The sequence below is a fragment of the Streptomyces sp. NPDC050422 genome, from assembly GCF_044458665.1.
GTDB lineage: Bacteria > Actinomycetota > Actinomycetes > Streptomycetales > Streptomycetaceae > Streptomyces.
Genome location: NZ_JBITIE010000008.1, coordinates 174,090 through 200,261 on the forward strand (window position 1 = coordinate 174,090; position 26,172 = coordinate 200,261).

The following is a 26,172-nucleotide window of genomic DNA, read 5'->3' on the forward strand; positions in this document are numbered from 1 at the left end:
GTCCGGCGAAGCGGCCGGATTCCCACGCCCCGCGTCAGCCCGCCGCCGCCCGCTTCAGCGTGCGGGCCTTGCGGGCGATGCGGCGGACCGTGGCGTTGCGCGGGATGAACGCGAGCTGCGCGGGGATGGCCCCGGGCAGCCCCAGCGCGGTCAGCCGGCGCCGTTTGAAGTACCGCCAGGTCGTGGCGCGGTGCCGGCTGAGGTAGCGCTCGGCGTCGGGGCGCAGGGCGGCCTGGATCTCCGGCTGCATGGCGTATCCCACCGCGGCGAGCAGACCGGTCGGCTCACCCCGGACTTCTTCGGCGGAGGGCAGCGACCAGCCGGTGACGGCGGACTCGTCCTCCAGGTCGGGCAGCAGCGCGTCGACGATCGTCAGGGGGACGCGGTTGCTGTTCTGGTACGGGGTGAGCTGTTCCAGCAGCGGGCCGGTGCCGACGCGGGCGACCGGCAGCCCGTAGAACGAGGCGGCGGTCAGCAGCGCGGTGGAGAAGCAGCCGACGACCAGGGCGGGACGCATCGTTTCGAACAGGGTCTCCGCGAGGACCGGGCTGTCGAGCACGGTGAGGTCCGCGCCGAGCCGTTCCGCCTCCAGCTCCAGCGAGCGGGTCCAGTGGGCCGGCGCGCTGGGGTGCGGTTTGAAGACGATCCGGGTGTGGCCGAGGGCGACGGCGCCGCGCAGCATCCGCGCGTGCTGGTCCTCCTCCTGTTGGGGCGTGAGAATGCCCAGCGTGGAGAGGTACTGGCCGAGCAGCAGGGCCGATCCGGAGGCGTCGGGAAGCTTCGTGGCCGCGCCGGCGAGCTCGCCCAGTACCTTCAGGAAGACATCGGTCGGCACGATCTCCGATGCGACCCCGAACTCGGTGAGCAGCAGCGGCCGCAGGCCCGGCACCAGGTCGAGGTGGAGCAGCCGGCGGATGCGGGTGCCGACCAACTGGTCGAGTTTGCTGCGGGTCGGGCCGTAGCTCATCAGTCCGTCGGCGTAGATGTGCACCGGGCTGTCGCCGAAGATCACCGTGAGGGCCTGGGACGGGTTGGCCTGGATGGACTCGCAGGCGATCTCGACCGGTTCGTCGCCGAGTTCCCAGGCCTGTCGCACGGCCCGCTCCCACAGCGAGGCGTCCTGTTCCCTGGGCGACCAGCCCGCGGGGTGGAACGGCCGGATGAAGTCGTTCCAGGACCGCACCGTGTCGAACTCGGCCGCCAGCGCCTCGAATCCGGGCCGTTGGTGGAGCGGTGTGCCGAGCTCGGGGGAGGGGGAGGTGTCGCTCACGACGAGGATGCGCCGGTGTTCGGAGCGCGGGCCGAACTGGCCGGCGCGCAGGGCGGCGACCAGGGTGGCGGCGGCGTACTGCGTGCACGCGGAGAAGATCTGGGTGGTGGACCGGCCGACCGGCGCGGTGTACGTGCCGGGCATCAGGCCGCGACCTCCCGGGAGACGGAGCGGCGGCGTACCCGTCGCAGTTGGTCCGCGCGGCGGTCGCCCAGCGAATTCAGCGTATCGGCGAGAACTTCCTGAGGCATGCGCCGCAGGGAAGCCGCGCTCATGGAGCGCAATTTCCGTGCCACTGCCGGTTCGAACCTTTCGATGGATTCCAAGTGATGCGCCATGACCGCGCAATAGGTGCGTACGGCCTTCGGCAGCAGACGGTCCGCCTCCGGGTCCCGGGACGTTTCTTCCAGAACCTGGTCGAAGGCCCGGATGAAGTCGAGTTGACGCACATCACCGATCTGGGTGAGTGAGGACGCGACGCCGCGCCGGTAGAACACTCCCGGCAGGCCGACCACCGCGAACGACTCCGCCTCCCGGTGCAGCCGCCAGATCCAGGGCCGGTCCTCCGCGGTGCGCAGTCCGTCCCGGAACCGGAGCAGCCCCGAGTCCGCGAGCCTCCGGTGATAGGCGCCGGCCCAGGCGTACGCGTAGTCCACCGGCGTCGACCGGTCGGAGGGCAGGATCACGTCCCGCGGACGCATGACGGTGTCGCGCAGACCGTGCGGGACCCGGTGCACGGTGCGCACCCGGTCCGTGAACTGCACATGGTCCGTGCGGACGAAGTCGCACCCCAGCCCCGTGATGGCGGCCAGCAGCCGCTCGTAGTGACCGGGAACGACCCAGTCGTCGCCGTCGAGGAAGGTGAGGTACTCGCCACGCGCCGCGTCGATACCCGTATTGCGTGCGGTGGCCAGGCCCCCGTTCTTCTCGTGCGCGACCAGGACGGCACCCGGGATCTCGCCCTCGGCGCGCTGGAGGATCTCCAGAGTCCCGTCGGTCGAACAGTCGTCGACGAAAATGAATTCGAAATCATCACGGGCATTGGCCCGCAGACTTCGCAAGGTATCGGGGGCGTAGGCCCGTACGTTGTAGAACGGCACGATGACGGAGAGCTTAACCACGCGTCACACGCTAGGCGGATGTCCGGCATTTACCCTGGACCCGACGGGGACAGCAGGTGAACGACGAATGTCGAAGTGATGAACCAGGTCCATTCCCTGCCGTAAGCAGGGCATTTGTGAGGGTGATTCGCCAAGCGTCGTCGGGTTGTTAACCCGCTGTTGCCGCCACGTTGGGCTGCGAATCGAAATGCCTTCCTAAGTTTTGGGACGTGCCCCCACGTACCGAAAAGACGACCGCCCTCCGGGTCGCCGTCCTCGCCGACTCCGACACCCGATGGAAGTGGGGCGCGCTCACCGCGCGCCGGCTGACCACGGGCGACGGCGGCGCGCCCACGCCCCGTACGGAGATCAGCGGACTGTTGCTCCGCGGCCGGGCGACCCCGACACCCCGCCAGCTCGCCGAGGTCGGCGACGTCGGCATCGACACCGACCGGGTGCGCGAGGTGACGGCCCTCGAATTCCTCGACACCGTGCGCGACGAGGGATACGACCTCGTGGTCCTCGCCCTCGTCGGCGGCGCCGTCCAGGCGATGTTGCACGGCCTCTCCGCCCTCCGCCCGGCCAAGGGGTCCTGTCCGGAGTGCCCCGTCTGCGCCCCGACGCCCGGCACGCACACTCGGCGCACGGGGCCTCAGGACAGGTGGCTCCGCCACATGACCTGCGACCCCGCACACCGATCGCACGCACCGACCGCCGCTGCGCCCGCGCTCCGCGCGGACGACGGGGAACTCCGGACAGGACCCAGGCCCGTCGTCGTCACCGGCTACGTAGGAGTCGTCTACGAGAAGCTCGCCGACGGCCTGCTGCTGCGGCACGGCGCCGACGTCGTCCTCGCCAACTCCCGCCACGACGCGGAGCGTTTCCGCGCCGTGTACGAGGGAGTGGGCGCCGACGCCTCGGCCGTCACGGAGGCCGCCCTGCCGTTCCTCGGCGGCACCCCGCACGCCCCGGAACCCGGCCGCGACACCGTCGTCTTCGCCGCCCAGCCGTCCGTGCCGGCCTCCCGCGCCGACCGTACGTACCTGCTGCGCAGGCTCGTCGAGCACGCCAGGCTGCACCCGCAGCGCGAGGTGCTCCTCAAGCTCCGCTCCAAGCCCGGCGAGCACACCACGCACATCGAGGAACTCCCGTACCAGCGCCTCGCCGAGAAGCTGCCCGGCGGGCTCCCGCCCAACTTCCGCCTCGTTTACGGGCACATGGGCGAGGTCCTGGACCGGACCGACCTGCTGGTCACCGTCTCCTCGACCGCCGCCCTGGAGTCCCTGCACCGGCGCATCCCCACCGCCGTCCTCACCGACCTGGGGGTCCGCGAGACCCTCGGCAACCACCACTTCATCGGCTCCGGCCTGCTCACCTCCTGGGACCACCTCGACGGCGGCGCCCACCCGCAGCCCGACGCCAACTGGCTGGCCGGCCAGGGCGTCGCCGCCGACGGCACCTACGCCACGGCCTACGACACCGCCCGCGCCAAGGTCACCGCCCTGCTGGCGCAGGACCGGCTGCCCGCCCTCGCGCCCTACTACACGCCCGCCACCGCCCCCGGCTACCTCCCCGGCATCCTCGCCCGCCACCACCTGGCCCCCGACGGCCACCCGCTCCCGGGCGCCGCCGCGCCCAAGGAGACCGGCCGGGTCAGGGGAGCGGTGCGCGAGGCGGTCCGGGACGCGGCCCGGGGCGCGTACCGCCAGGGCGTCCAGCGGGTCGCCCCGGTCATCCGACGGATGGGCGAGCTGTGAACACCACGAAGAGGGGCCGGCAATTGGGGGGCGGCGTCACGGGGCTGGGCACGCGCTCCCCCAACTCTCGGCTTCGCTCGAGCCGGGAGGGGCCCCCTCCGGCGTTGTCGTCAATCACCAGGTTCCCCGAGCTCTCGGCTGCGCTCGAGCAGGGGAGTCCCCATTCGCCATGGCTCGATCCTCCGCCTTGCAGCTGCACGACCCAGCCCGCTCCTTCTTCCACCCCCCAATTGCCGGCCCCTCTACCAAGACACCTCCTGGAGCAGCGATGACGCAGCCCACCAAGCAGCCGACCGTGCTGGCCGTGATCCCCGCCCGGGGTGGATCCAAGGGCGTACCCGCCAAGAACCTCGCCCAGGTCGGCGGCGTACCGCTCGTCGTCCGCGCGGTCCGCGCCTGCCTCGCGTCGAGCGAGATCACGGCAGTCGTCGTGACGACCGACGCCCCGGCCGTCGCTGAGGCGGCCCGTGCCGCCGGTGAAGCCCTCGGCGAGATTGGCCGGCTGCACTGCGTCCAGCGCCCCGAAGCCATCGCGGGCGACACCGCGACCAGCGAGGCCGCCGTCCTGCACGCGCTCGACACCTACGAGGCGGAGCACGGCCGGACCGTGGACGTGGTCCTGCTCGTCCAGTGCACCAGCCCCTTCATCGCCCGCGAGGACATCGACGGCGTCGCCGCGGCGGTCGCCCGGGAAGGCGCCGACACGGCCGTCACCGTCGCCCCGTTCCACGGCTTCCTGTGGCGCGACGGCACCGCGGTCGAGGACCACAACTACGGCGTCAACCACGACAAGGCCGTCCGCCCCCGCCGCCAGGACCGCCCCGAGGACCTCCTGGAGACCGGCGCCGCCTACGCGATGGACGCGGCGGGATTCCGCACCCACCGCCACCGCTTCTTCGGCCACACCGCGCTGGTGCGCACCGACCCGGCCCGCGTCCTGGAGATCGACGACCCGCACGACCTGGCCCGCGCCCGCGCCCTGGCCCCGCTCCTGGACCCGGCCCCGCTGCCCACCCGCGAGGACATCGACGCGGTCGTCCTCGACTTCGACGGCACCCAGACCGACGACCGGGTCCTCATCGACTCCGACGGCCGCGAGACGGTCGCCGTCCACCGCGGCGACGGACTCGGCATCGCCGCCCTGCGCAAGGCGGGCGTCCCCCTCCTGATCCTCTCCACAGAACAGAACCCGGTCGTCGCCGCCCGCGCCCACAAGCTCCGCGTCCCCGTCCTTCACGGCATCGACCGCAAGGACCTCGCGCTCAAGCAGTGGTGCGACGAGCAGTCCATCGCCCCCGAACGCGTCCTGTACGTCGGCAACGACGTCAACGACCTCCCCTGCTTCGCACTCGCCGGCTGGCCCGTGGCCGTCGCGAGCGCGCACGACTCGGTACGCGCCGCGGCGCGCGCCGTGACGACCACCCCCGGCGGCTTCGGCGCCATCCGCGAGATCGCGGCCTGGCTCCTGGGCCCCACCCTCACCAGCAACACCCCCCTCCCCAAGTAAGGAAACGCACCATGAGCACATCCCGACTGCGCACCCTCGGCAACCGCACCGCGGGCCCCGGCAACCCCGTCTACATCACCGGCGAGATCGGCATCAACCACAACGGCGACCTCGACAACGCGATCGCGCTGATCGACGTTGCCGCCGAAGCCGGCTGCGACGCCGTCAAGTTCCAGAAGCGCACCCCGGAGATCTGCACCCCGCGCGACCAGTGGGACATCGAGCGCGACACCCCCTGGGGCCGCATGACGTACATCGACTACCGCCACCGCGTCGAGTTCGGCGAGACCGAGTACCGGGCCATCTCCGAGCACTGCGCCGAGCGCGGCATCGACTGGTTCGCCTCCCCGTGGGACACCGAGGCCGTCGCCTTCCTGGAGAAGTTCGACGTCCCCGCCCACAAGGTGGCCTCCGCGTCCCTCACCGACGACGAGCTGCTGCGCTCGCTGCGCGCTACCGGCCGCACGGTGATCCTCTCCACCGGCATGTCGACCCCGCGCCAGATCCGCCACGCCGTCGAGGTCCTCGGCTCGGACAACATCCTGCTCTGCCACGCCACGTCGACGTACCCGGCCAAGGCCGAGGAGCTGAACCTCCGCGTCATCAACACCCTCCAGCAGGAGTACCCCAACGTCCCGATCGGCTACAGCGGCCATGAGACCGGCCTGCAGACCACCCTCGCCGCCGTCGCGCTCGGCGCCGCGTTCGTCGAGCGCCACATCACGCTCGACCGCGCCATGTGGGGCTCCGACCAGGCCGCGTCCGTCGAGCCGCAGGGCCTGACCCGCCTGGTCCGCGACATCCGCACCATCGAGGCCTCCCTCGGCGACGGCGTCAAGAAGGTGTACGAGTCGGAGCTCGGCCCGATGAAGAAGCTCCGCCGGGTCCCGGGCGTCGTGGCGGAGAGCGGCGAGACGGCCCAGGCCGCCGAGCCGGTCGCGGTCTGACGGGCAGACCGGTGAACCTCGCCTTCGTCGAGAGCCCGGTCCAGCTCCTGAACGTCCTGGAGTGGGCCTACACAGAGGGAGGCGGCGGCCATGTCGTCCGGGACGTCACCGTCGTCGTCCTCCCTCCGGTCGACCCGATGTCGCGCGGTCAGCTGCGCCGGATGGCGGAGCTGGCCCGCGACGAGGGCATCACCGTGCGCTGGCAGGAGGCGCGCGGCGACTCGGGCACCCCCCTGAAGTCGCTGCGCGCCCTGACCCGGCTCGTCCGCAACGCCGACCACATCGTCATCGGGGACCCGTTCTCCCGCTACGTACAACTCCTGCTCTCCCTGGTCCGCCCCCGCCGCCTCACCGTGGTCGACGACGGGACCGCCACCATGGAGTTCGTCGCCCTGCTGACCCGCGGCGAGCGCCTGGTGCGCTGGCACCGCCGCGGCGGCTCCGGCCCCCGCGACCTGGCCCTCGCCCCGGTCTCCGCCACCGCCCGCCGGCGCTTCACCCCGTCCGCGGTGCGCGAGGTCGAGCTCTTCACCGCGATGCCGGTGATCCCGCCGCCCGGCATCACCCTCATCCCCAACACCTTCTCCTGGACCCGCTCCCGGTTCGGCCCGCCGCTGCTCACCAAGGGCGCGGACCTGGTCGGCACCTCGCTGGTCGAGACGGGCGTGGTCGACCGCGCGCAGTACCTGGAGGCGGTCGCGGCCCTGGCCCGTACACACGGCGCCACCCGCTACTTCGCCCACCGCCGCGAGTCCACCGAGAAGCTCCACGCGCTGGAGGCCGCCACCGGCCTGGAGATCGTCCGCCCCGACCTCCCCCTCGAACTCATCGCCCGCCGCGGCCCCATCGGCCGCACGGTCCTGAGCTTCCCCTCCACGGTGGTCCACACCCTGCCGCTGGCCCTGGCCGGCACCGAGGTGAAGGTCGCGGTCTGCGACATCGCCCCGGAATGGCTCCGCGAAACGGCGTCCCCGAGGGCGCAGGGCTTCCTCGCCGGCGTCACGGAGACGGCCCGTGACGTCCAGCGGCTGGCGCCCTGGCGGGCAACGGCGGTGACTACGGAGGCGTGAACCGGCAGGGCAGCCTCGACAGGATCACACGGGCATGACCTGTACGTCGTAGGAGGGAATCCACTTGTCCCGGGTCAGGACGGTCATCCCCTCGGTCTGGGCCTGAGCGATGAGTATCCGGTCGAAGGGGTCCCGGTGGTGACCGGGCAGCCGGCCCGCCCGTACTCCGTGTCCGGCGGTGATGGGCAGCGACAGGAACTGGCTGTCCCGCACCCGTTCCGCGAGGTCATCCGGCCCTTCGAGCCTTCCGAGGGACTGCTTGATCGCGATCTCCCAAGGCGTCACCGCGCTGACGAAGACCGACGGTTCCGTGTCCAGCAGGTGTTTGACCTCGTCGGTGAGCTCGGCGGAGTCGTCGAGCCACCACAGGACGACGTGAGTATCGAGCAGCAGTTTCATCAGCGCATCCCGAAGGCGTCGGCCATGTCGTCCGGCAGCTCGTCGAAGTCGTCGGCGATGCGGATCCGCCCCTTCAGCGAGCCACGCCCGGTCCGCTTCACGTGGGTGCGCAGCGGCACCACCTTGGCCACCGGCTCCCCTGCCTTGGAGATGATCACTTCTTCCCCGGTGGCCACGTGTTCCAGGATGCGCGAGAGGTGGGTCTTGGCCTCATGAACGTTGTACTGACGAGCTGCTTCCACGGCTGCCTCGCAGGGAGCGGGTGCGGGATGGACTAACCACTGGACTAAGCGTACTCCGCGATTCGCCGCCATGCTCGGGCTCTCGCGTCCGCGACCGGCGTGGAAACCGCTGGAGGGGTGGCCGCACCCTGGCAGGTCTTCCCTCAGCCCCGGGGTTTCGACGGGGTCCACCTCAGGGGTGCCCCAGGGGCATCCCCGATAGCCGCCGATGCCGTCGGGAAGCGAGCATCGGGGCATGCAGACAAGTGAATTGACGAAGCCTCACCGCAGCATCACCGCCACGACCGCGTTCCTCGCAGGCCCGGCCCTGATGGCCGGATACGGCGTGGTGCGGCTGATCGGGCGAGCGGTGGGGGACTACGGGCCCGGGGTGTGGTGGTCGGTGGCGCACGTGCTGTTCCTGGCGGGGGTACTCACGTTCGTCCCGGTGTTCCTGGGCCTGTGCAGGACGGCCGGGGTGCGCGGCGGGAGGCGGGCCCGTCTCCGGGCGGCCCGTGCGGTCGGCCTGCTGGGGGCGGCCGCGGTGGCGGTCCAGGCGGTGATCGACCTGGTGGTCGGGTTCCTCGCGGCGGACGAGGAGGCGATGAGTGACATGTTCGAGAAGGTGCAGGACGTGCCCGGCGTGATGCCGGCCGTCTACACGGTGGTGCCGATGCTGTTCTGGCTCGGGCTGCTGGCCCTCGTCACACAGCTCGCGTTCTTCCGCCGCGACGACGTCCCCGGCTGGTCCCCGCTGCTGGTGCTGGCCGCGGTCGTCATGATGGCCATGAGCCTGGACCTGCTGGCGGTGGGGGCCCTGTGTATCGGGCTGGCGCTGCACCCGATGCGCCGGGGGCTGCGGGGCTGACGGAACGGTGGAGCTTACCCACCGCGTCCGGGTCTCACACGCCGCGACCCAGTCATTTATTCGTCTATGTGGCTGAACTTTTCTTGTTTCATGGTCAGTTGGAGGGGGAACAGACTTACCCTTCACCAGTGAACCACTCGACGCCCCGCGATCGCGAAGCCCCGCCGCTCACGGAAGAGGCCCTGCCCGGCACGCTGCCCGAAGCGCTGCGCGCCGAGCTCATCGCCTTCCGCCGCGATCTGCACATGCACCCCGAGCTCGGCAATCAGGAGTTCCGCACCACCGCGGCGATCAAGGCCCGGCTGGAGCAGGCCGGCCTCGAGCCGAGGGTGCTCGCCTCCGGGACCGGGCTCATGTGTGACGTGGGGACGCGGGGCGAGGGGACGCGGCCCATGCTGGCGCTCCGCGCCGACATCGACGCGCTGCCGATCCCGGACACCAAGGCGGGAGTCCCGTACCGCTCCACCGTCCCCGACCGGGCGCACGCCTGCGGGCATGACGTGCACACCACCACCGTCCTCGGCGCCGGCCTCGTCCTCGCCGAGCTCGACCGGCAGGGGCTGCTGCCCAACCCGGTGCGGCTGATCTTCCAGCCGGCCGAGGAGGTGCTGCCCGGCGGGGCGCCCGACGCGATCGATTCGGGGGTCCTGGAGGGCGTCGGCCGGATCATCGGGGTGCACTGCGACCCGAAGGTCGACGCGGGCCGGATCGGGCTGCGGGCCGGGGCGATCACCTCCGCCTGCGACCGCCTGGAGCTGTCCCTGGACGGCCCCGGCGGCCACACCGCCCGCCCGCACCTGACCACGGATCTGGTCACCGCCGCCGCCAAGGTCGCCACCGAGGTGCCCGCGCTGCTGGCCCGCCGGGTCGACGCCCGGGCCGGACTCGCGGTGACCTGGGGGCGCCTGGAGACCGGGCACGCGTGCAACGTGATCCCGCAACACGCCGAGCTGTCGGGCACGGTTCGCTGCCTGGACCTCGCCGCCTGGCGCGACGCACCGGACCTCGTGCACGCGGCGATCGACGAGGTGGCCGGAATGTACGGCGCCAAGACGGTGATCAACTACATCCGGGGTGTCCCGCCCGTGGTGAACGACGCGGCCGCGATCGACCTGCTCGGCAGCGCGATGGCCGCCCGCCGCGGGTCGTATGCGATCGAGGACACCGAACAGAGCCTGGGCGGGGAGGACTTCTCCTGGTACCTGGAGCACGTGCCGGGCGCCATGGCGCGCCTCGGAGTGCGTACGCCCGGCGATACGCGCGGGCTCGACCTCCACCGCGGCAACTTCGACGCGGACGAGGAGGCGATCACCGTCGGGGTGGAGCTCTTCACCGCTTCCGCTCTGCTTGACACGGTGGACTGAGGGCGGTCTGGCTCGGTGCTGGTCGGCAGAGCCAGGTCCGCGATCCCCTTGGTGAACCGTTCCGGATCGGCGAGCTATTTGAATGGACTCGCGCGCCTCGTAGATGTCCAGGGTGTGCGTTTTCCGAACACTGAGTGCTGGAGATATTGCCTCTGGGGCGTCCCCGTCGGCACGCCGTTGGCCGACGAATGGGTAGGTCAGCATAGGTGGGGTATGCCCGCGCCTCGGAGCGCGAGGGAGTACGCCACTGCACGTCGGCAACAACGTCCGTGGAGGCGTCCTCGTCCCCGACTGGGCGAGGACGAGGACGCAGTGTCAGACAATCGTGGTGTGAACCTTAAGGATGCCGACGTTTGGGTTGTCCGAGCACTTGACGGCCGAAGTCCCAGTGTTTCGCGTCCACGGTCCGTTCACGACCCAGGTGCTCCCGCGAGGATCGACGCACGTGGCCTGCACCCGAAACTGTTTGGCTAGCGACAATCCGCTGCAGGAGGCGTAGGCGACATATGGTGCACTTTTGGAAACTCCGTACTTGCATGTCGGAGTTGCTGTTGCTGTTGGAGCCATTACGCCTGCGGTGGCCAGCATTCCTGCTGTGATTGAGAGAATGGAAATTGCCCGCTTCATGTTTTCCCTTCGTCAGTGGTCCGGAAACGGGAGGGGGATCTGTCGCAGGGCGTCGTCATCGACGAGCCTATTCGCGGAATATCCGAGGAGGGGCACCCATTAAAGGCGCGTACGATTAACCCCCACCTTGTAGATGCCCACGCTCGAGTTGTCGGAGCACTGGGCGCTGGAGGTCTTGCCGTTGCCCACCCGGTTTCCATTGACGTGCCACTGGGAACCGCGCGGGTCGATGCAGGTCAGCCGTACCTGTACACCCTCGAGCGGGTAGGGGAGCATGCCCGTGCACTTGGCGTATCCCTTGTAGGGCGCGGTGCTCGACTTCCAGGTATCGCAGTCGACGGAGGCTGCGCCGACTTCCGTGGCGGTCGCGGTGGGCGCGGCGACGAAGATCGAGCCAGCTGCGACGATAAGCCCGGCGGCCAGGTTGTACATCTTCTTCATGAGTATCCCTCAGTTGCGTGGAAGCGGTCGGACATCTGTGCGGTCGCCCCCGTTCCCCGATTGGTTGAGGGGCGAGGGGAGGCCGGAGTCAGGCGCTGAATGAGACCCCGGTCTTGAGGATGCCGACGTTCGGGTTGTCCGAGCACTTGACGGTCGAGGTTTTGGTGTTCTTCACCCACGGGCCGTACGCGATCCACGTGCTTCCGCGAGGATCGACGCAGGTGACTCTCACTCGGAACTTGTCGGCCGCCGCTATTTCGCTGCAGTAGGCGGAACCGGTATAGGGGGCACTGTTGGACGTCCAGGTCTTGCAGTTTCCTACGCCGGCCGATGCCGTCGGAGCCATTGCACCGGCGGTCGCGAGAACTGCTGCCGTGATCGAAAGAATGGAAAATATGCGCTTCATTGTTCCCCTCGGTCCGGAAAAATTGCGTCACGATCGAGTGAGCAGATTTATTTAATGAAACTTTGAGATTTTGGTCAACTTTTTAGCAAGATTTGGCTGAATGATGCGCTTCGGTGAAATGGAAGTCTGCATTGCCAGTAGGTATGGGATGGTTTGCGCTCAGCGCGTGGCCTGTTTCGTTTGGATGGTCGGCAATGGTGCGTGAGTCCTCGCCTGAGTCGCTGGGGTGCTTGTCGCGGACCCCGGCGTCGGGCGGCGGTTGTCGATCTTGGCCATGCCCTGGTGGGTCCGATCGCGTCGGGTGTGTGGAGGCCTGCGGCCTCTCGTGGCGGCCACTCCGCCCCAGACGAGAGGCGTGGCGACCGCCGTGCATCACCGCTTCCGCGCTGCTCTGCGGCAACCATCCGTAACCGGACAGGTCGCCCGCGGTTCACGACGATCCGATAACGGCTTCCGTACGGGTCATTATCTGACATCTACGCGCGTTACGATCGCCGCGAAACCAGCGCCGGAAGAGGCGCTTCGGTCAGGTTTGAAGGAGCCTTCCCTTGCGCCGGGTATCCAAGATCACCGCTGCGTGTGCTGTCACCGCAGCGCTCGCGCTCACCGCCACCGCGTGCGGCAGTTCGTCCGACGAGGGCACCAGCTCCGAATCGGGTCAGATGAAGATCGGCATGGCCTACGACGTCGGCGGCCGTGGCGACAACTCGTTCAACGACTCCGCCGCCCGCGGCCTGGACAAGGCCAAGGCCGAGTTCGACGCCCAGACGAAGGAGCTCACCGCAAAGAACGGTGAGACCCCCGCCGACCGTGAACAGCGGCTGCAGTCGCTGGCCGAGGGCGGCTACAACCCGGTCATCGCCGTCGGCTTCGCGTACAAGGACGCGGTCGACAAGATCGCTCCCAAGTACCCGAAGGTCAGCTTCGGCCTGGTCGACTCGGTCGCCGATGCGAAGAACGTCGACTCGATCGTCTTCACCGAGGAGCAGGGCTCGTACCTCGCCGGTGTAGCGGCCGCGCTGAAGTCCAAGGACGGCAAGGTCGGCTTCATCGGTGGTGTGGACCTCCCGCTGATCAAGAAGTTCGCCGCCGGTTTCCAGCAGGGCGTCAAGGACACGAAGCCCTCGGCCACGGTGCAGATCCAGTACCTGTCCACCGGTTCGGACCTGTCCGGCTTCGGCAGCCCCGACAAGGGCAAGGCCGCCGCCAAGGGCATGCTCGACAAGGGCGTCGACGTCATCTTCGCCGCCGCGGGCGGTTCGGGTGCCGGTTCGATCGAGGCCGTCGCCGGCCAGAAGGGTGCCTGGTCCATCGGAGTCGACTCCGACCAGGCCCTGGACCCGGCGCTGTCCAAGTACAAGGACACGATCCTGACCTCGGTCGTCAAGAACGTCGACACCGGCGTCTTCGACCTGGTCAAGTCCGTCAAGGACGGCAAGCCGCTGACCGGCACGCAGACGTACTCCCTGGCCAAGGGCGGCGTCAGCCTGACCACCACGGGTGACCACCTCAAGGACATCCAGACCCAGCTCGACGCGGCGAAGAAGAAGATCGTCGACGGCGAGATCACGGTCAAGACCACGACCTGATCCGTCCCGCTGACCGGGGCCCGGACGAGTGGCTTCCGCCGCTGGTCCGGGCCCCGATCGCGTAACCCCACCCCCGGGGTCACCGGCCCCGGTCCGCCATCTGTGATCAGGTGGCCAACGATTCGGTGGCGCTACGCGCGTAGCTCCGGCTCGGGCGCGGTACCTTTTTCCGCCCCCCGCTCGCGCCTTCCCGTCTCCGTCCCCACCGCCTCCGCCCTCCGCTCCTGCCAAGGAGAGTGCGCCATCAACGCGTCCAGCAGTCCTCATGCCGTGGAGCTCCGCGGCATCACCAAGCGGTTCCCCGGGGTCGTGGCCAACCACGACATCGACATCACCGTGCGCCGCGGCACCGTCCACGCTCTCGTCGGTGAGAACGGCGCCGGCAAGTCCACTCTGATGAAGATCCTGTACGGCATGCAGAAGCCGGACGAGGGCACCATCGCGGTGGACGGCGAACAGGTCACGTTCTCCAACCCGGGCGACGCCATCGACCGCGGTATCGGCATGGTGCACCAGCACTTCATGCTCGCCGACTACCTCACCGTCCTGGAGAACGTCGTACTCGGCTCCGAGAAGCTGCACGGCATCGGCGACCGGGCCCGCGCGAAGATCCGGGAGATCTCCGACTCCTACGGCCTCGGGGTCCGCCCGGACGCCATGGTCGAGGACCTCGGTGTCGCCGACCGCCAGCGCGTGGAGATCCTCAAGGTCCTCTACCGCGGCGCCCGCACCCTGATCCTCGACGAACCCACCGCCGTCCTCGTACCGCAGGAGGTCGAGGCGCTCTTCGACAACCTGCGCGAGCTCAAGGCCGAGGGCCTGACCGTCATCTTCATCTCGCACAAGCTGGGCGAGGTGCTGTCGGTGGCCGACGAGATCACCGTCATCCGGCGCGGTACGACCGTGGGCACCGCCGACCCGAAGCACACCACGACCAAGCAGCTCGCCGAGCTGATGGTCGGCAGTGAGCTGCCCTCGCCGGAGACCCGCGAGTCGACCGTCACCGACACGCCGATGCTGACCGTCGACGGACTGCGGCTGACCGCGACCGACCCGGACGGGGTGGTGCGCGCCGTGCTCGACGGCATCACCTTCACCATCCACAAGGGCGAGGTCCTCGGCATCGCGGGCGTCGAGGGCAACGGCCAGTCCGAACTGGTCGACGCCATCATGGGCATGCGCACCCTGGGCGGCGGCGCCCTCGCCCTGGACGGCGTGGACATCTCCCGGACCCCGACGCGCAAGCGGCGCGAGGACGGCATGGCCGTCATCCCTGAGGACCGCCACCGGCACGGGCTGCTGCTGGACGCACCCCTCTGGGAGAACCGCATCCTCGGCCACGTCACCGAACGCCCCAACAGCAAGGGCGCCTTCCTCGACCTCAAGGGGGCCCGCGCGGACACCGAGCGGATCGTGCGCGAGTACGACGTGCGCACCCCCGGCATCGAGGTCACCGCGGCCTCCCTCTCCGGCGGCAACCAGCAGAAGCTGATCGTCGGCCGCGAGATGAGCCACTCGCCCAAGCTGCTGATCGCCGCGCACCCCACCCGGGGCGTGGACGTCGGCGCGCAGGCCCAGATCTGGGACCAGATCCGTGACGCGCGACGCGAGGGACTGGCGGTACTGCTGATCTCCGCCGACCTGGACGAGCTGATCGGGCTCTCCGACACCCTCCGCGTCATGTACCGCGGCCGGCTGGTCGCTGACGCCGACCCGGCGTCCGTCACCCCCGAGGAGCTCGGCTCGGCGATGACGGGCGCGGCCAGTGGCCACCTCGAAGCGCCGGAGGGCGACGGCGGATCCGCCGCCCCCGCCACGGACGACACCGACCCCCACGACGGGGGAGAGGACCGATGAAGAAGATCGACAAGGAGCGGCTGCTCCTGGGGATCGCGGCCCCCGTACTCGCGATCGTGGTCGCCTTCCTGGTGACGGCACTCGTGCTCGCCGCCACCGGCAAGGAGCCCTTCAGCGCCTTCGGCATCATGTTCGACTACGGCCTGAAGTCGGACAGCCAGGTCTACATCCTCAACAAGGCGACGACGTACTACCTCGCGGGTCTCGCGGTGGCCGTCGGCTTCCGGATGAACCTCTTCAACATCGGCGTCGACGGCCAGTACCGCCTCGCCGCCTTCTTCGCCGCGGCGGTCGGCGGCGCGCTGACCCTGCCCGGCGCCCTCCAGATCCCGCTGATCATCCTCACCGCGATGATCGTCGGCGCGATGTGGGCCGGAATCGCCGGCGTCCTCAAGGTCACCCGGGGCGTCAGCGAGGTCGTCTCGACGATCATGCTGAACGCCATCGCGACCGCGATCATCGGCTACCTCCTCCAGCAGGGCCGCCTCGGCCACCTCGACGAGGCCGGCACCAAGATCTCCACCAAGCCGCTGCCGGAGTCCTCGCACTTCTTCGAGTTCCCGACCACCCCGACGCCCATCTGGGGCTTCATCGTGGTCGCGATCGTCGCGGGCATCGCCTACTGGTTCACGCTCTCGCGCACCCGGTTCGGCTTCGACCTGCGCACCGTCGGCCAGTCCGGCTCCGCGGCCGAGGCCAGCGGCGTGAACGTCAAGAAGATGGTCGTCACCTCGATGCTCATCTCGGGCGCCGTGGCCGGCCTGATCGGCATGCCGACCCTGCTCAACGACAGCTACGAGTACAGCGGCGACTTCCCGGTCGGCATCGGCTTCACCGGCATCGCCATCGCCCTCCTCGGCCGCAACCACCCCGTCGGCATCGCGCTCGGCGCGCTGCTCTGGGGCTTCCTGGAGCGCGGCACCGGAAAGCTGGAGTTCGAGGGGTACGACAAGGAGATCGTCGGCGTGATCCAGGGCGTCATCGTCCTGTGCGTCGTCATCGCCTACGAAGTCGTCCGCCGCTACGGACTCAAGCGCCAGCAGAGCAAGGTCGGCGCGGAACTCGCCGCACAGGCCGCCCGTAACTCCGACCAGCAGGAGGTGTCGGCGTGACCGTCACGGCGACTTCCACCCCGCCCCCCGCGGCCCCCAAGGTCTCCGGCGGCAAGGGCGGCCGCACCCGTCTCTCCTTCCCCGTCGTCCTGCTGATCATCGCGGGCGTCCTGCTCGCGCTGTCCGCGGTGCGCGCCATCACCGGCGCGCAGGACGTCACCTCGGCCGGACAGATCAGCGCGGCCCTCGCGATGGCCGTGCCGATCGGCCTCGCCGGTCTCGGCGGCCTCTGGGCCGAACGCGCCGGCGTGGTCAACATCGGCCTCGAAGGCATGATGATCCTGGGCACCTTCTTCGGCGCCTGGGCCGGCTGGCAGACCAACCCCTGGCTCGGCGTCCTCGCCGGCGTCATCGGCGGCATGCTCGGCGGACTGCTGCACGCGGTCGCCACCGTCACCTTCGGCGTCGACCACATCATCTCCGGCATCGCGATCAACATCCTGGCGCTCGGCTTCACCACCTACTTCGCCAAGCTCTGGTTCAACTCCGGCGACGCCGCGGCCAAGGGCGGCTCACCGAAGCAGTCCCCACCGGCCGACGACATCACCTCGGTGACGATCCCGGGCCTCTCGGACTGGCTGCACAGCGTCGAGAAGCACCACTGGTTCTTCGTCTCCGACCTGGCCGGTGTCGTCGGCGGTCTGGTCACCAACGTGTCCCTGCTGACGATCGTGGCCGCGATCCTCTTCGTCGTGACATTCTTCATCCTGTGGAAGACCGCCTTCGGCCTGCGGCTGCGCTCCTGCGGCGAGAACCCGGTGGCCGCCGAATCGCTCGGCGTGAACGTCTACAGGTACAAGTACATCGCGGTGATCATCTCCGGCGGTATGGCCGGGCTGGGCGGCGCCTTCCTCTCCCTGGTCACCTCGCACATCTACAACGAGGGACAGACCGGCGGCCGCGGATACATCGGTCTCGCCGCGATGATCTTCGGTAACTGGCGGCCCGGCGGACTCGCCATGGGCGCCGGCCTGTTCGGCTTCGCCGACGCGCTCCAACTGCGCAACGGCGGCGAGTCCGTCCACGCGCTGCTCCTGCTGCTCGTGGTCGTCCTGGCCTGCATCGCCGCCTGGAAGCTCTACCGCAAGAGCTTCGTGCAGGGCGTCGTCAGCGCGGTCATCGCCGCCGCCGTGCTGGTCTGGTACCTCGGTACGGACACCGTGCCCACCGAGTTCGTGAGCGCCACCCCGTACGTCGTCACGCTGCTCGTCCTCTCGCTCTCCGCACAGCGGCTGCGGATGCCGAAGGCGGACGGCATGCGCTACCGCAAGGGCCAGGGCAAGTGACGCCCACCGCCGGCGCGGACGACGCCGCCGTGAAGGGTGCCGACTGGGAGGCCCTGCGGGCCGCGGCCCGGGACGCCATGTCCCGGGCGTACGCGCCCTACTCCGGCTACCCGGTCGGTGTCGCCGCACGGGTCGACGACGGCCGCACGATCGTCGGCTGCAACGTCGAGAACGCCTCGTACGGCATCGGGCTGTGCGCCGAGTGCGGACTGGTCTCCCAGCTGCACGCCACCGGCGGCGGCCGCCTCACCCACTTCACCTGCGTGGACGGGGCGGGCGAGATCCTGGTGCCGTGCGGCAGGTGCCGGCAGCTGCTGTACGAGTTCGGCGGACCGGAACTCGTCCTGGAGACGCCGGACGGCCTCCGCACCCTCGACGAGATGCTCCCGCAGGCCTTCGGGCCCGCGCACCTCGGCTAGCAACCAGCCGGGCAGGCCCGCACGGAGCGGGCCCGCCCGGCTGCTCTCACCTCCTCTATGCGCGTAGAGTCAACGGGACTCATGCGTGCCCACGCGTACGTACGTACCGGCCGGAAGGACTCCAGACCATGGACGCCATCTCCGTCATCCGCACCAAGCGGGACCGAGGCGAGCTGACCCCCGAGCAGATCGACTGGGTCATCGACGCGTACACCCGCGGCGAGGTCGCCGACGAGCAGATGTCCGCACTGGCCATGGCGATCCTGCTGAACGGCATGAACCGTACGGAGATCGCCCGCTGGACCGCCGCCATGATCGCCTCCGGCGAGCGGATGAACTTCGACGCGCTCTCCCGCCCCACCACCGACAAGCACTCCACCGGCGGCGTCGGCGACAAGATCACCCTGCCGCTCGCCCCGCTGGTCGCGGCCTGCGGCGCCGCCGTACCGCAGCTCAGCGGCCGCGGCCTCGGTCACACCGGCGGCACCCTCGACAAGCTGGAGTCCATCCCCGGCTGGCGCGCCCACCTCTCGAACGCCGAGATGCTGAACGTCCTCGACACCACCGGCGCCGTCATCTGCGCGGCGGGCGACGGGCTCGCCCCCGCCGACAAGAAGCTGTACGCGCTCCGCGACGTCACCGGCACCGTCGAGGCCATCCCGCTCATCGCCAGCTCGATCATGTCCAAGAAGATCGCCGAGGGCACCGGCGCACTCGTCCTGGACGTCAAGGTCGGCTCCGGCGCCTTCATGAAGACCATCGAGGACGCCCGCGAACTGGCCTCCACCATGGTCGCCCTGGGCACCGACAGCGGAGTCCGCACGGTCGCCCTGCTCACCGACATGGCCACCCCCCTCGGCCTCACCGCGGGCAACGCCCTGGAGGTCCGCGAATCCGTGGACGTTCTGGCAGGCGGCGGCCCGAAGGACGTCGTCGACCTCACCCTGGCCCTCGCCCGCGAGATGCTGGACGCGGCCGGACTCAAGGACGCCGACCCGGAGAAGGCCCTCGCGGACGGCTCAGCGATGGACGTCTGGCGCCGGATGATCTCCGCCCAGGGCGGCGACCCGGACGCCACCCTTCCGGTCGCCCGCGAACAGCACGTCGTCACGGCCCGGTCCTCCGGCGTCCTGACCCGCCTCGACGCGTACGACATCGGTGTCGCCGCCTGGCGCCTCGGCGCGGGCCGCGCCCGCAAGGAGGACCCGGTCCAGGCCGGCGCGGGCGTGGAACTGCACGCCAAGCCGGGCGACGAGGTGACGGCCGGGATGCCGCTGATGACGCTGCACACGGACACCCCGGAGAAGTTCGATTACGCGCTCAAGGCGCTGCCGGACTCGTACGACATCGCACCGGCCGGCACGCCGTTCGCCGCCACCCCGGTGGTGCGGGAACGTATCGCCTGACCTGCGGCTTCCCCGTACGGGTGAACGGGACCGGTGGACTGCCGCCGGTCCCGTTCGGCATGCTGGACTCGGTGACGCACCGATAAGAGGAGACCGCCATGAGCGCACTCACCGTCGATCCCGCGCCGGGCCACGGCCAGGACTGGGACGACCTCGTCCGGATCTGGGAGGAGACGGACGCGCCCGAGGGCTGCAAGGTGGAGATCATCGAGGGGATCGTCACTGTGTCGCCACCGCCGTCCAAGGACCACAACACCACCGCGGCGCTACTGCAGCGCAGGCTCTACACCGTCATCCCGGAGGACTGGGAGATCTACCAGACCCTCGGTGTCTCGGTCCCTGGCCGGGCGGGGCTCTACATCCCCGATCTCGTCGTAGTGCCGCGTGCCATCGCCACCGGCCCGGGCAACCGCGTCCCCGCCGGTGAGGCGCGGCTCGTCGTCGAGATCACCTCGCAGGCCAACGCCAACCACGACCGCATCGGCAAGGTGCACGGCTACGCGAAGGCGGGCGTCGAGCTCTTCCTCCTCCTCGACCCCTGGCACTCGGGCCGCCCCACCGCCACGCTGTACGGGGAACCCGAAGGCGGCACCTACCGGGTTCTGGACACGGTCGAGTACGGCGGGAAGCTGATGCTTCCGGAACCGTTCGCGCTGGACCTGGACACCGGGGTCTTCCCTGTCAGCTGAGGAGCACCACGGCGTCGCGATGAGCTTCCGCCGTGGTGCCGGTCGCTTCGGTACGGATCCCTTGCGGCACACCGTTCGCCGCCACCCCGGTGGTGCGGCGACGTATCGCGCGGCCATGCGCACCCCGACACGAACGGCCCGCCGGAACGGTGAGAACCGTCCTGACGGGCCGCTGCAGTGCGGGGCCGGTGCGGGCCGCCTTCGGCCTGTCACCGGCTGCTCGGGCTACTTGCCGAAGTAGGCGTTGTAGATCGCCACCGAGGACTTGTTGCCCTTCTTGTCTGTGACACTGGCCTTGAAGGAGAGTGACTTCTTCTTGGCCGGGTTCTTCACCGAGATCTTGCCCTTCTTGACCGCGGTCTTCTTCCAGGTCTTCCCGGCGTCATAACTGACGTACACCGTGAGCGACTTGAGGTTCTTCCCGGCAGCCGCTCCCTGCACCGTCACCGGCACGGACACGGACTTCCCGGCCTTGGCGGTACCGTCCAGCGCGACCGCGGGCGCGAAGCGGACCATGGAGACCGGTAGCACGACGAGATCCTTGGTCCGGCCGGACCGGAAGGTCCAGCTCGCGTCGATCCGGGTGGAGACCGAAGCGACGTCGGCGGCACGCCGCACCGACGTGGTCAGCCGGTAGTCGGCGGCCGCGGCGGGCACGGTGAGGGGTGTCTCGCCCGCCAGCGGGTCGGCGTTCCTGGCGAACACCTTGCCGTTGCGGTAGAGCACGGTCTTCACCGAGCTGTAGACGGAACCGCCGATGTTCCGGTTGCCGTCGGCGACCAGCGGCAGCGACCCGATGAGCGTGTTGTCCTCGCGGAAGACCCCGAAGCCGGCGTTGACGTAAGGCCCGAACACCGCGGTGTTCACGGTCTTCGTGTATGCCTTGCCCGCCTTGAGGATCTGCGGGTCACCGAGGGAGTACGAGGCATCGGTCCGCGGGAAGCCGTCCTCGTCGGGCGCACCGTTCTGGGAGAAGTCGAAGCCCCACCGCACCTTGTCGGCGGTGGAAACATAGGCGGTGGTGGTGGACGGAAGCTTCTGGGTGGTTGCGATCGACCAGCCGCCGTACGCGTCGGGCAGCTCGCTCCACGCGGAGATGTCGCCGGTCTTGCCCTTGACGGACGAACCGGCGCGGACCGTGACCCTGGCCAGCTGCCCGCTGCGGAACGCGCGGTGGTAGCCGGTCGCCACCCGGCTCACCGGGCCGCCGACCGCGATGTCGTACCGGGTCTTCGCGCCCTTGGTCCAGGTGCCGTACCAGTGCTGGGAGAGCTGGACGCCGGTCGCCTTCGGGCCGATGTGCGCGGTGCGCAGCTGCTTGTACGAGTCGAGCAGCACGCTGAAGGAGACGCCGTTGTCCCCGTTCTCGACCTGGAGGTCGGGCGAGGCGAGCACGGGCTTCAAGCCGGTGACCGGAAGAGTGATGTCCACCGGCTTGGCCAGGCGCGCGTCGAAGGTCACCGTGGTGTTCTTCGTGAGGTTCAGAGACGGCTGAGCGATCCAGTCGACGCCCTTCTCCGAGTCCTCCGGGTCGATGTACACGGCCGAGTTGAGCACGTACCCGCCCTTGGGGACGCGGATCTTCGCCGTGCCGTTGACGACCTCGGGGGACTCCCACACGCCGTTCGCGGCGCCGCTCATGCCGTAGACGTCGCCCGTGGTGTACCGGGCCGGCTTGCCGTCGCGCCCGATGGTCTTGAGCGTGAGGTCGTAGGACTCGCGCTCGCGATCGACCGCGGCCGCGGTGCGGACGGTCTGCCCGGCGCCGCTGGCGACGACGTAGGCGGAGTAGCCGCCGTCGGCCGTGCCGCCGAGCTTGGTGTTCACGGTCAGCGGCACCTCGGCGGTGCCGCCCGCCGGGACGGTCACAGCGGTGGCGCCGAGGGCGAAGAAGCCGGCCGGGGCGGGCTTGCCCGTCGGACCGGTGCCCTGGACGGTGAGCGCGAGCGTGACGTCGCTCGTGCCGAGGTTGCGGTACGACACCTTCTTGGTGACCGGCACGTCATCGGTGTGCGGCCACTGCTGGACGCCGAAGCTCATCGAGACCGGGTCGGCGACGACGGACTGGGTGATCGCCCGGTCGACGGCGATCCGGCCCGAACCCTGCTGGAAGGGGGTGTACTTCCCCGGCTTCGTGGAGGCCGTGAGCGCACCCTTGAGCTCGGTGTACTTCCACGTGGGGTGCTGCTGCTTGAGGAGTGCCGCGGCGCCCGCTACATGCGGGGTCGCCATCGACGTACCGGAGATCGTCAGATAGCCCGCCGGGCTCTGACCGACCTCCTTGTCGATGACGGAGCCGGGCGATGCGGCTGCCGTGATGTCCACGCCGGGAGCGGTGACATCGGGCTTGATCGCGCCGTCGCCGACCCGGGGGCCCCGGCTGGAGAAGTCCGCCAGCACGTCCTTGTCGTCGACCGCGCCGACGGTCAGCGCGGAGTCCGCGCTGCCGGGGGAGCCGACGGTGCCTGCCCCGTCGCCCTCGTTGCCCGCCGCGATGGCGAAGAGCACGCCGCTGTCGGCGGAGAGCCTGTCGACCGCCGCTTCCAGCGGGTCGATCCCCGGGGTGTCGGTGCCGCCGAGGCTCAGGTTGATGACGTCGGCGCCCTGCGCGACCGCCCACTCCATGCCGGCCAGGATGCCGGAGTCGTCACCGAAGCCGTTGTCGTCGAGCACCTTGCCCTCAAGGAGCTTGGCGTCCGGCGCCACGCCCTTGAACTTCCCGCCCGACTTCGCGCCCGTACCGGCCGCGATGGAGGAGACATGGGTGCCGTGGCCGAAACGGTCCTTCGTGTCGGGCGACGTGGAGAAGTTCTTCGACGCGAGGATCTGGCCCTTGAGGTCCGGGTGAGTGGCGTCCGCGCCGGTGTCCAGGACGGCGATCTTGACGCCCTTGCCGGTGTAGCCCGCCTTCCAGGCGGTCGGGGCGCCGATCTGCGGGACGCTCTTGTCGAGGCTCGCCCGGCGCACGCCGTCCAGCCACACGCGGTCGATTCCGGCGGCCGTGGTCCGCTGGGTGTTGCCCGACGGCTTGCTGGTGAGCGCCTGCCAGATGGACGGGGCGTCTTCCTGCGGGGTGGCCACGGCCTGGGCGTTCAGCGACTTCAGCACGGGTCCGACGCGGGTGGCACCCGCGTCGCGTACCTCGGCCTTGGCGGCCGTGGCCGCGGCGCCCCGGTAGGAGACGATCAGCTTCAGGGCCGACTTCTGCGCCCTGCGGTTCTCCGCCCGGCTCAGCTCCGTGACGTCGAACAGCCGGCGGTCCAGCTTTCCGGAACTGATCAGCCGGTGCGCGTCGGCCGGGACGAGCAGGGTGTGCCCGTTCGACGTCTGCCGCTGCACGGGTATGTGCTCGCGCCCCGCCGCGGGACGGAAGCCCACGACCCGGCCCTTGGCGTCCACCGTGACGCGGTCGCCGGTGATGAGCGTCAGCTGATGCCGTGCGCCGGACGAGCTGTCGGCCGGCTGCGACGGGCTGGTGTCGCGGGCCATGGCCGGGGTGGTCAACCCGGCCGCGAGCGCCACTGCCGCCGCTGTGGCGACGGTTGAAACACACGCGCTTCTCACGTGTCTGCGCAACTCTCCCCCTGGAGAATCAGGCGGCCCCCGAGGGGCCGGTGGGCGGTCGGCGCCGATGCGTGCACCGGCGCGGCCGTTTCACCCATCTAGAGGGGGATCTGGCCGAATGGGTTCACAACAGGCACACATATGGCCGAAGTTGGCGAAACGTCATCGCCTGTCGGTCGGCTGAGAGTCGTCTGGCAGTCGGTCCTGCGAGACGGGGGAGCGGCCCGCTACGAAGGCGGCCGGAGAGGCCCATGGCAGCTCGTGGGCGCAGGGGCACCCCCCGACGGGCCGGACATGAGAGCACGCGCGTACGGCAGGAAGCGGGGAGCGGCGGGGCGATGAGTTTCGGCCGTAGGGCCGGTCTCCCTGGTATGGATCCCCTGTCGCCAGCCGTACTCGTCCTCTCCGGACGTGTCACCCGGGCCGGTACGCCCCGCCTCTGCGCGGACCTGGAGGCGATACTGGCCACGTCGGACGCCGCCGTGGTGGACTGCGACGTGGGCGGCGTTGTCGAGCCGGACCTGGCCTCCGTGGAGGCGGTTGCCCGCCTGTCACTGGTCGCACGACGGTCGGGCGGCAGACGGCTGCGGCTGCGTGGGACACCGCCCGAACTCCAACTGCTGCTCGACCTGGTGGGGTTGGGTGAGGTGGTCGAGCTGGCGGAGACGCCTTTGTGAAGCGAATCCACGGAATGCCGAAGTGGGCGAGTTGAGCCTTTTCGCCAGGGCGGCGGGTCGCGCGCGCCCCTCCACAAGCCCGGGCCCGGACGTGATTTGGGCCCGGACCGGGCCCGTGGACCTATGGTCGGATCGGCGTCATCTCCTTAGTGTCTATGCGTGTAGATGAATGACGTGGGCACCTCAAACGCTGGGTTCGCGAGGTGCCCACGTCGACAACTCGTGCCCGGTTCAGCAGACCTGAGGGAGCGAACATGTGCGATTCCTGCGCAGCGGCGGTCGAGGCGACGACGGAGAATCCTGAGCCGCTCGGCGGGCTGTCCCGCCGCGGACTGATCGCCGGGATGGGGCTAGGACTCGGCCTTGCCGCGGCCGGCCTTGCGACCGGAGCCACGACGGCCTCCGCGGCCACGGCGAAGAACGGCAGATGGGCCAACCCCGCCCTCGGCCGCTTCCCCGCCGGCGGTTACTACGGTGCCTCCCGGGGCGGCGCCGCGCACGCCGGTCAGGACGTCTCGAACTCGACGGGTACCGGGGTCTACGCGGCCGCGGCCGGCACGGTCGTCCGCCGTTCGTGGGGAGGCGGCCTCACCGGCCGGACCGGCAACGCCCTGGTCGTCTCGCACGGCGGCGGCCAGTACACCTACTACGGTCACCTCAACGCCTACCGGGTCGCGCTCAACGCCACGGTCGCCGCCGGTCAGCGCATCGCCGACATGGGAGCCACCGGCAACGTGACGGGGCCCCACCTGCACTTCGAGACCCATACGGGAGGGCTCGGTGTCACGGCCAACCCGGTCACCTTCATGGCTGCCCGGGGTGTCGACCTGGGCGGCGGCTGGCCCAGGATCGACCCCGGTGCGAGCGGGAGGACGGTCGTCGTCATCCAGTTCCTCATGACGCAGCGCGGCTACGGACTGGTCGCCGACGGGCAGTACGGCTCGGTCTCGTCCGACGCCGTCAAGCGCTTCCAGAAGGCCAAGGGCCTGGTGGCCGACGGCCAGGTGGGACCGGCGACCTGGCCGCACCTCGTCTACACCCTGCGGAACGGCGGCAGCGGCTCCCACGTCCGGGCCCTGCAGAACGCGCTGAACAAGCGCAGCGCCGGTCTGACGGTCGACGGCACGTTCGGCGCGGTCACCACGACCGCCGTGCGCACCTACCAGGGCGTCAACCGGCTCGTCGCCGACGGAGAGGCGGGCCCGGTGACCTGGCAGGCACTGGTCGGCTGAGAGTGCGCCGGGCCCCGCCCGCAATGCTCCGGCGGGGCCCGGCCCGGTGGGCCCGAACACCGAGCCCGGACCCCGAACCCCGGCTCAGTCGCTGACCACCGCCGAGTCGCAGATCACCTGCGTGAGGCGGGCCCGCCCGTCGCCCCCCACCTCCGCACGATGCGTCGGCTGGCCGGAGTCCCATGGATTCGGCGAGCCGGGGATCGGTACCGGGCGCGGCATCGGAGCCGATGACTTGCCCGATCCCGGGGTCGAGGCCGCGCCCGATCCCGGCGACCGCTCCGCAGCACGGGCGGCCGCCTCCGCGCAGTCGGACTCCGGCTGCGGTCCCGGCTCCGCGCCGGAGGCCGGCGGCACGACGGGG

22 protein-coding genes are annotated in these 26,172 nt (G+C 70.1%); 15 read left to right on the top strand and 7 right to left on the bottom strand.

The features are described 5' to 3' along the window. Positions 1–34 precede the first annotated feature (34 nt). Both ACIBJG_RS14300 and ACIBJG_RS14305 read right to left on the bottom strand, forming a co-directional pair. Entirely contained in the window at positions 35–1,414 is a 1,380-nt protein-coding gene (locus ACIBJG_RS14300) for a polysialyltransferase family glycosyltransferase (RefSeq protein WP_399307781.1), read from the bottom strand. After that, positions 1,414–2,391: a glycosyltransferase family 2 protein gene (locus tag ACIBJG_RS14305; RefSeq protein WP_399307782.1), complete on the bottom strand. Its 978-nt coding sequence runs from the start codon at positions 2,389–2,391 to the stop codon at positions 1,414–1,416. Before ACIBJG_RS14305 ends, ACIBJG_RS14300 begins: the two co-directional genes overlap by 1 nt. Positions 2,392–2,600: 209 nt before the next feature. Between ACIBJG_RS14305 and ACIBJG_RS14310 the strand changes: the two genes are divergently transcribed. The 4 genes from ACIBJG_RS14310 (at position 2,601) to ACIBJG_RS14325 (ending at position 7,651) form a co-directional block, all read left to right on the top strand. Continuing rightward, complete coding sequence (locus ACIBJG_RS14310; protein WP_399307783.1) at positions 2,601–4,127, top strand: DUF6716 putative glycosyltransferase; 1,527 nt, start codon at positions 2,601–2,603, stop codon at positions 4,125–4,127. 268 nt (positions 4,128–4,395) lie between these two features. Then, positions 4,396–5,634, top strand: a complete 1,239-nt coding sequence (locus ACIBJG_RS14315; protein WP_399307784.1) for a cytidylyltransferase domain-containing protein — start codon at positions 4,396–4,398, stop codon at positions 5,632–5,634. 11 nt (positions 5,635–5,645) lie between these two features. After that, a complete protein-coding gene (locus ACIBJG_RS14320) occupies positions 5,646–6,581 on the top strand; it encodes an N-acetylneuraminate synthase family protein (RefSeq protein WP_399307785.1) in 936 nt (311 codons plus the stop codon). Positions 6,582–6,592: 11 nt separating this feature from the next. Then, positions 6,593–7,651 (top strand): hypothetical protein, encoded by a 1,059-nt coding sequence (locus tag ACIBJG_RS14325; protein ID WP_399307786.1) that lies wholly within the window; start codon positions 6,593–6,595, stop codon positions 7,649–7,651. Between the two features lie 24 nt (positions 7,652–7,675). On the opposite strand, the gene ACIBJG_RS14330 is transcribed toward ACIBJG_RS14325, so the two are convergent. Both ACIBJG_RS14330 and ACIBJG_RS14335 read right to left on the bottom strand, forming a co-directional pair. Next, positions 7,676–8,050: a type II toxin-antitoxin system VapC family toxin gene (locus ACIBJG_RS14330; protein WP_399307787.1), complete on the bottom strand. Its 375-nt coding sequence runs from the start codon at positions 8,048–8,050 to the stop codon at positions 7,676–7,678. Then, a complete protein-coding gene (locus ACIBJG_RS14335) occupies positions 8,050–8,292 on the bottom strand; it encodes a type II toxin-antitoxin system Phd/YefM family antitoxin (RefSeq protein WP_399307788.1) in 243 nt (80 codons plus the stop codon). The genes ACIBJG_RS14330 and ACIBJG_RS14335 overlap by 1 nt, the downstream gene beginning before the upstream one ends. A 235-nt stretch (positions 8,293–8,527) precedes the next feature. Between ACIBJG_RS14335 and ACIBJG_RS14340 the strand changes: the two genes are divergently transcribed. Together ACIBJG_RS14340 and ACIBJG_RS14345 are read left to right on the top strand one after the other, a co-directional pair. Further along, positions 8,528–9,139, top strand: a complete 612-nt coding sequence (locus ACIBJG_RS14340; protein WP_399307789.1) for a hypothetical protein — start codon at positions 8,528–8,530, stop codon at positions 9,137–9,139. A 128-nt stretch (positions 9,140–9,267) separates the two neighbouring features. Then, positions 9,268–10,503 carry an amidohydrolase gene (locus ACIBJG_RS14345; protein ID WP_399307790.1) on the top strand — a complete coding sequence of 412 codons (1,236 nt, stop codon included), beginning with the start codon at positions 9,268–9,270 and terminating at the stop codon, positions 10,501–10,503. A 726-nt stretch (positions 10,504–11,229) separates the two neighbouring features. Here the strand turns inward: ACIBJG_RS14345 and ACIBJG_RS14350 are convergent. Further along, positions 11,230–11,571, bottom strand: coding sequence for a hypothetical protein (locus ACIBJG_RS14350; protein WP_359313551.1), 342 nt, complete (start codon positions 11,569–11,571; stop codon positions 11,230–11,232). An 88-nt stretch (positions 11,572–11,659) separates the two neighbouring features. Continuing rightward, positions 11,660–11,977, bottom strand: coding sequence for a hypothetical protein (locus ACIBJG_RS14355; protein ID WP_399307791.1), 318 nt, complete (start codon positions 11,975–11,977; stop codon positions 11,660–11,662). Positions 11,978–12,525: 548 nt separating this feature from the next. Between ACIBJG_RS14355 and ACIBJG_RS14360 the strand changes: the two genes are divergently transcribed. From ACIBJG_RS14360 to ACIBJG_RS14390, 7 genes are all read left to right on the top strand, one after another. After that, positions 12,526–13,566: a BMP family protein gene (locus ACIBJG_RS14360; protein WP_399307792.1), complete on the top strand. Its 1,041-nt coding sequence runs from the start codon at positions 12,526–12,528 to the stop codon at positions 13,564–13,566. Between the two features lie 270 nt (positions 13,567–13,836). Beyond that, positions 13,837–15,423: an ABC transporter ATP-binding protein gene (locus ACIBJG_RS14365; RefSeq protein ID WP_399307793.1), complete on the top strand. Its 1,587-nt coding sequence runs from the start codon at positions 13,837–13,839 to the stop codon at positions 15,421–15,423. Then, a complete protein-coding gene (locus tag ACIBJG_RS14370) occupies positions 15,420–16,535 on the top strand; it encodes an ABC transporter permease (RefSeq protein WP_399307794.1) in 1,116 nt (371 codons plus the stop codon). The genes ACIBJG_RS14365 and ACIBJG_RS14370 overlap by 4 nt, the downstream gene beginning before the upstream one ends. Beyond that, positions 16,532–17,821, top strand: coding sequence for an ABC transporter permease (locus tag ACIBJG_RS14375; RefSeq protein ID WP_399307795.1), 1,290 nt, complete (start codon positions 16,532–16,534; stop codon positions 17,819–17,821). Before ACIBJG_RS14370 ends, ACIBJG_RS14375 begins: the two co-directional genes overlap by 4 nt. Then, the gene (locus ACIBJG_RS14380; RefSeq protein WP_399307796.1) at positions 17,818–18,240 is read left to right on the top strand and encodes a cytidine deaminase; all 423 of its coding nucleotides are present in this window, start codon (positions 17,818–17,820) and stop codon (positions 18,238–18,240) included. Before ACIBJG_RS14375 ends, ACIBJG_RS14380 begins: the two co-directional genes overlap by 4 nt. 128 nt (positions 18,241–18,368) lie before the next feature. Further along, positions 18,369–19,646 carry a thymidine phosphorylase gene (locus ACIBJG_RS14385; protein WP_399307797.1) on the top strand — a complete coding sequence of 426 codons (1,278 nt, stop codon included), beginning with the start codon at positions 18,369–18,371 and terminating at the stop codon, positions 19,644–19,646. Positions 19,647–19,744: 98 nt separating this feature from the next. Continuing rightward, a complete protein-coding gene (locus ACIBJG_RS14390; protein WP_399307798.1) occupies positions 19,745–20,335 on the top strand; it encodes a Uma2 family endonuclease in 591 nt (196 codons plus the stop codon). A gap of 225 nt (positions 20,336–20,560) precedes the next feature. Here ACIBJG_RS14390 and ACIBJG_RS14395 read toward each other — a convergent pair whose 3' ends face one another. After that, positions 20,561–23,824 carry a S8 family peptidase gene (locus ACIBJG_RS14395; protein ID WP_399307799.1) on the bottom strand — a complete coding sequence of 1,088 codons (3,264 nt, stop codon included), beginning with the start codon at positions 23,822–23,824 and terminating at the stop codon, positions 20,561–20,563. Positions 23,825–24,270: 446 nt separating this feature from the next. On the opposite strand from ACIBJG_RS14395, the gene ACIBJG_RS14400 reads away from it, so the two are divergent. Both ACIBJG_RS14400 and ACIBJG_RS14405 read left to right on the top strand, forming a co-directional pair. Beyond that, positions 24,271–24,576: an STAS domain-containing protein gene (locus ACIBJG_RS14400; protein WP_399307800.1), complete on the top strand. Its 306-nt coding sequence runs from the start codon at positions 24,271–24,273 to the stop codon at positions 24,574–24,576. Positions 24,577–24,830: 254 nt separating this feature from the next. Next, positions 24,831–25,808, top strand: a complete 978-nt coding sequence (locus tag ACIBJG_RS14405) for a peptidoglycan-binding protein (protein WP_399307801.1) — start codon at positions 24,831–24,833, stop codon at positions 25,806–25,808. The last annotated feature ends 364 nt before the right edge of the window (positions 25,809–26,172 follow it).

What these genes read in the sequence shown, in the direction of transcription:
- ACIBJG_RS14300 (WP_399307781.1), bottom strand. Translation starts at nt 1,414, where the DNA reads ATGCCCGGCACGTACACCGCGCCGGTCGGCCGGTCCACCACCCAGATC.
- ACIBJG_RS14315 (WP_399307784.1), top strand. Translation starts at nt 4,396, where the DNA reads ATGACGCAGCCCACCAAGCAGCCGACCGTGCTGGCCGTGATCCCCGCC.
- ACIBJG_RS14320 (WP_399307785.1), top strand. Translation starts at nt 5,646, where the DNA reads ATGAGCACATCCCGACTGCGCACCCTCGGCAACCGCACCGCGGGCCCC.
- ACIBJG_RS14330 (WP_399307787.1), bottom strand. Translation starts at nt 8,050, where the DNA reads ATGAAACTGCTGCTCGATACTCACGTCGTCCTGTGGTGGCTCGACGAC.
- ACIBJG_RS14340 (WP_399307789.1), top strand. Translation starts at nt 8,528, where the DNA reads ATGCAGACAAGTGAATTGACGAAGCCTCACCGCAGCATCACCGCCACG.
- ACIBJG_RS14350 (WP_359313551.1), bottom strand. Translation starts at nt 11,571, where the DNA reads ATGAAGAAGATGTACAACCTGGCCGCCGGGCTTATCGTCGCAGCTGGC.
- ACIBJG_RS14355 (WP_399307791.1), bottom strand. Translation starts at nt 11,977, where the DNA reads ATGAAGCGCATATTTTCCATTCTTTCGATCACGGCAGCAGTTCTCGCG.
- ACIBJG_RS14370 (WP_399307794.1), top strand. Translation starts at nt 15,420, where the DNA reads ATGAAGAAGATCGACAAGGAGCGGCTGCTCCTGGGGATCGCGGCCCCC.
- ACIBJG_RS14385 (WP_399307797.1), top strand. Translation starts at nt 18,369, where the DNA reads ATGGACGCCATCTCCGTCATCCGCACCAAGCGGGACCGAGGCGAGCTG.
- ACIBJG_RS14390 (WP_399307798.1), top strand. Translation starts at nt 19,745, where the DNA reads ATGAGCGCACTCACCGTCGATCCCGCGCCGGGCCACGGCCAGGACTGG.
- ACIBJG_RS14395 (WP_399307799.1), bottom strand. Translation starts at nt 23,824, where the DNA reads ATGGCCCGCGACACCAGCCCGTCGCAGCCGGCCGACAGCTCGTCCGGC.
- ACIBJG_RS14400 (WP_399307800.1), top strand. Translation starts at nt 24,271, where the DNA reads ATGGATCCCCTGTCGCCAGCCGTACTCGTCCTCTCCGGACGTGTCACC.
- ACIBJG_RS14405 (WP_399307801.1), top strand. Translation starts at nt 24,831, where the DNA reads ATGTGCGATTCCTGCGCAGCGGCGGTCGAGGCGACGACGGAGAATCCT.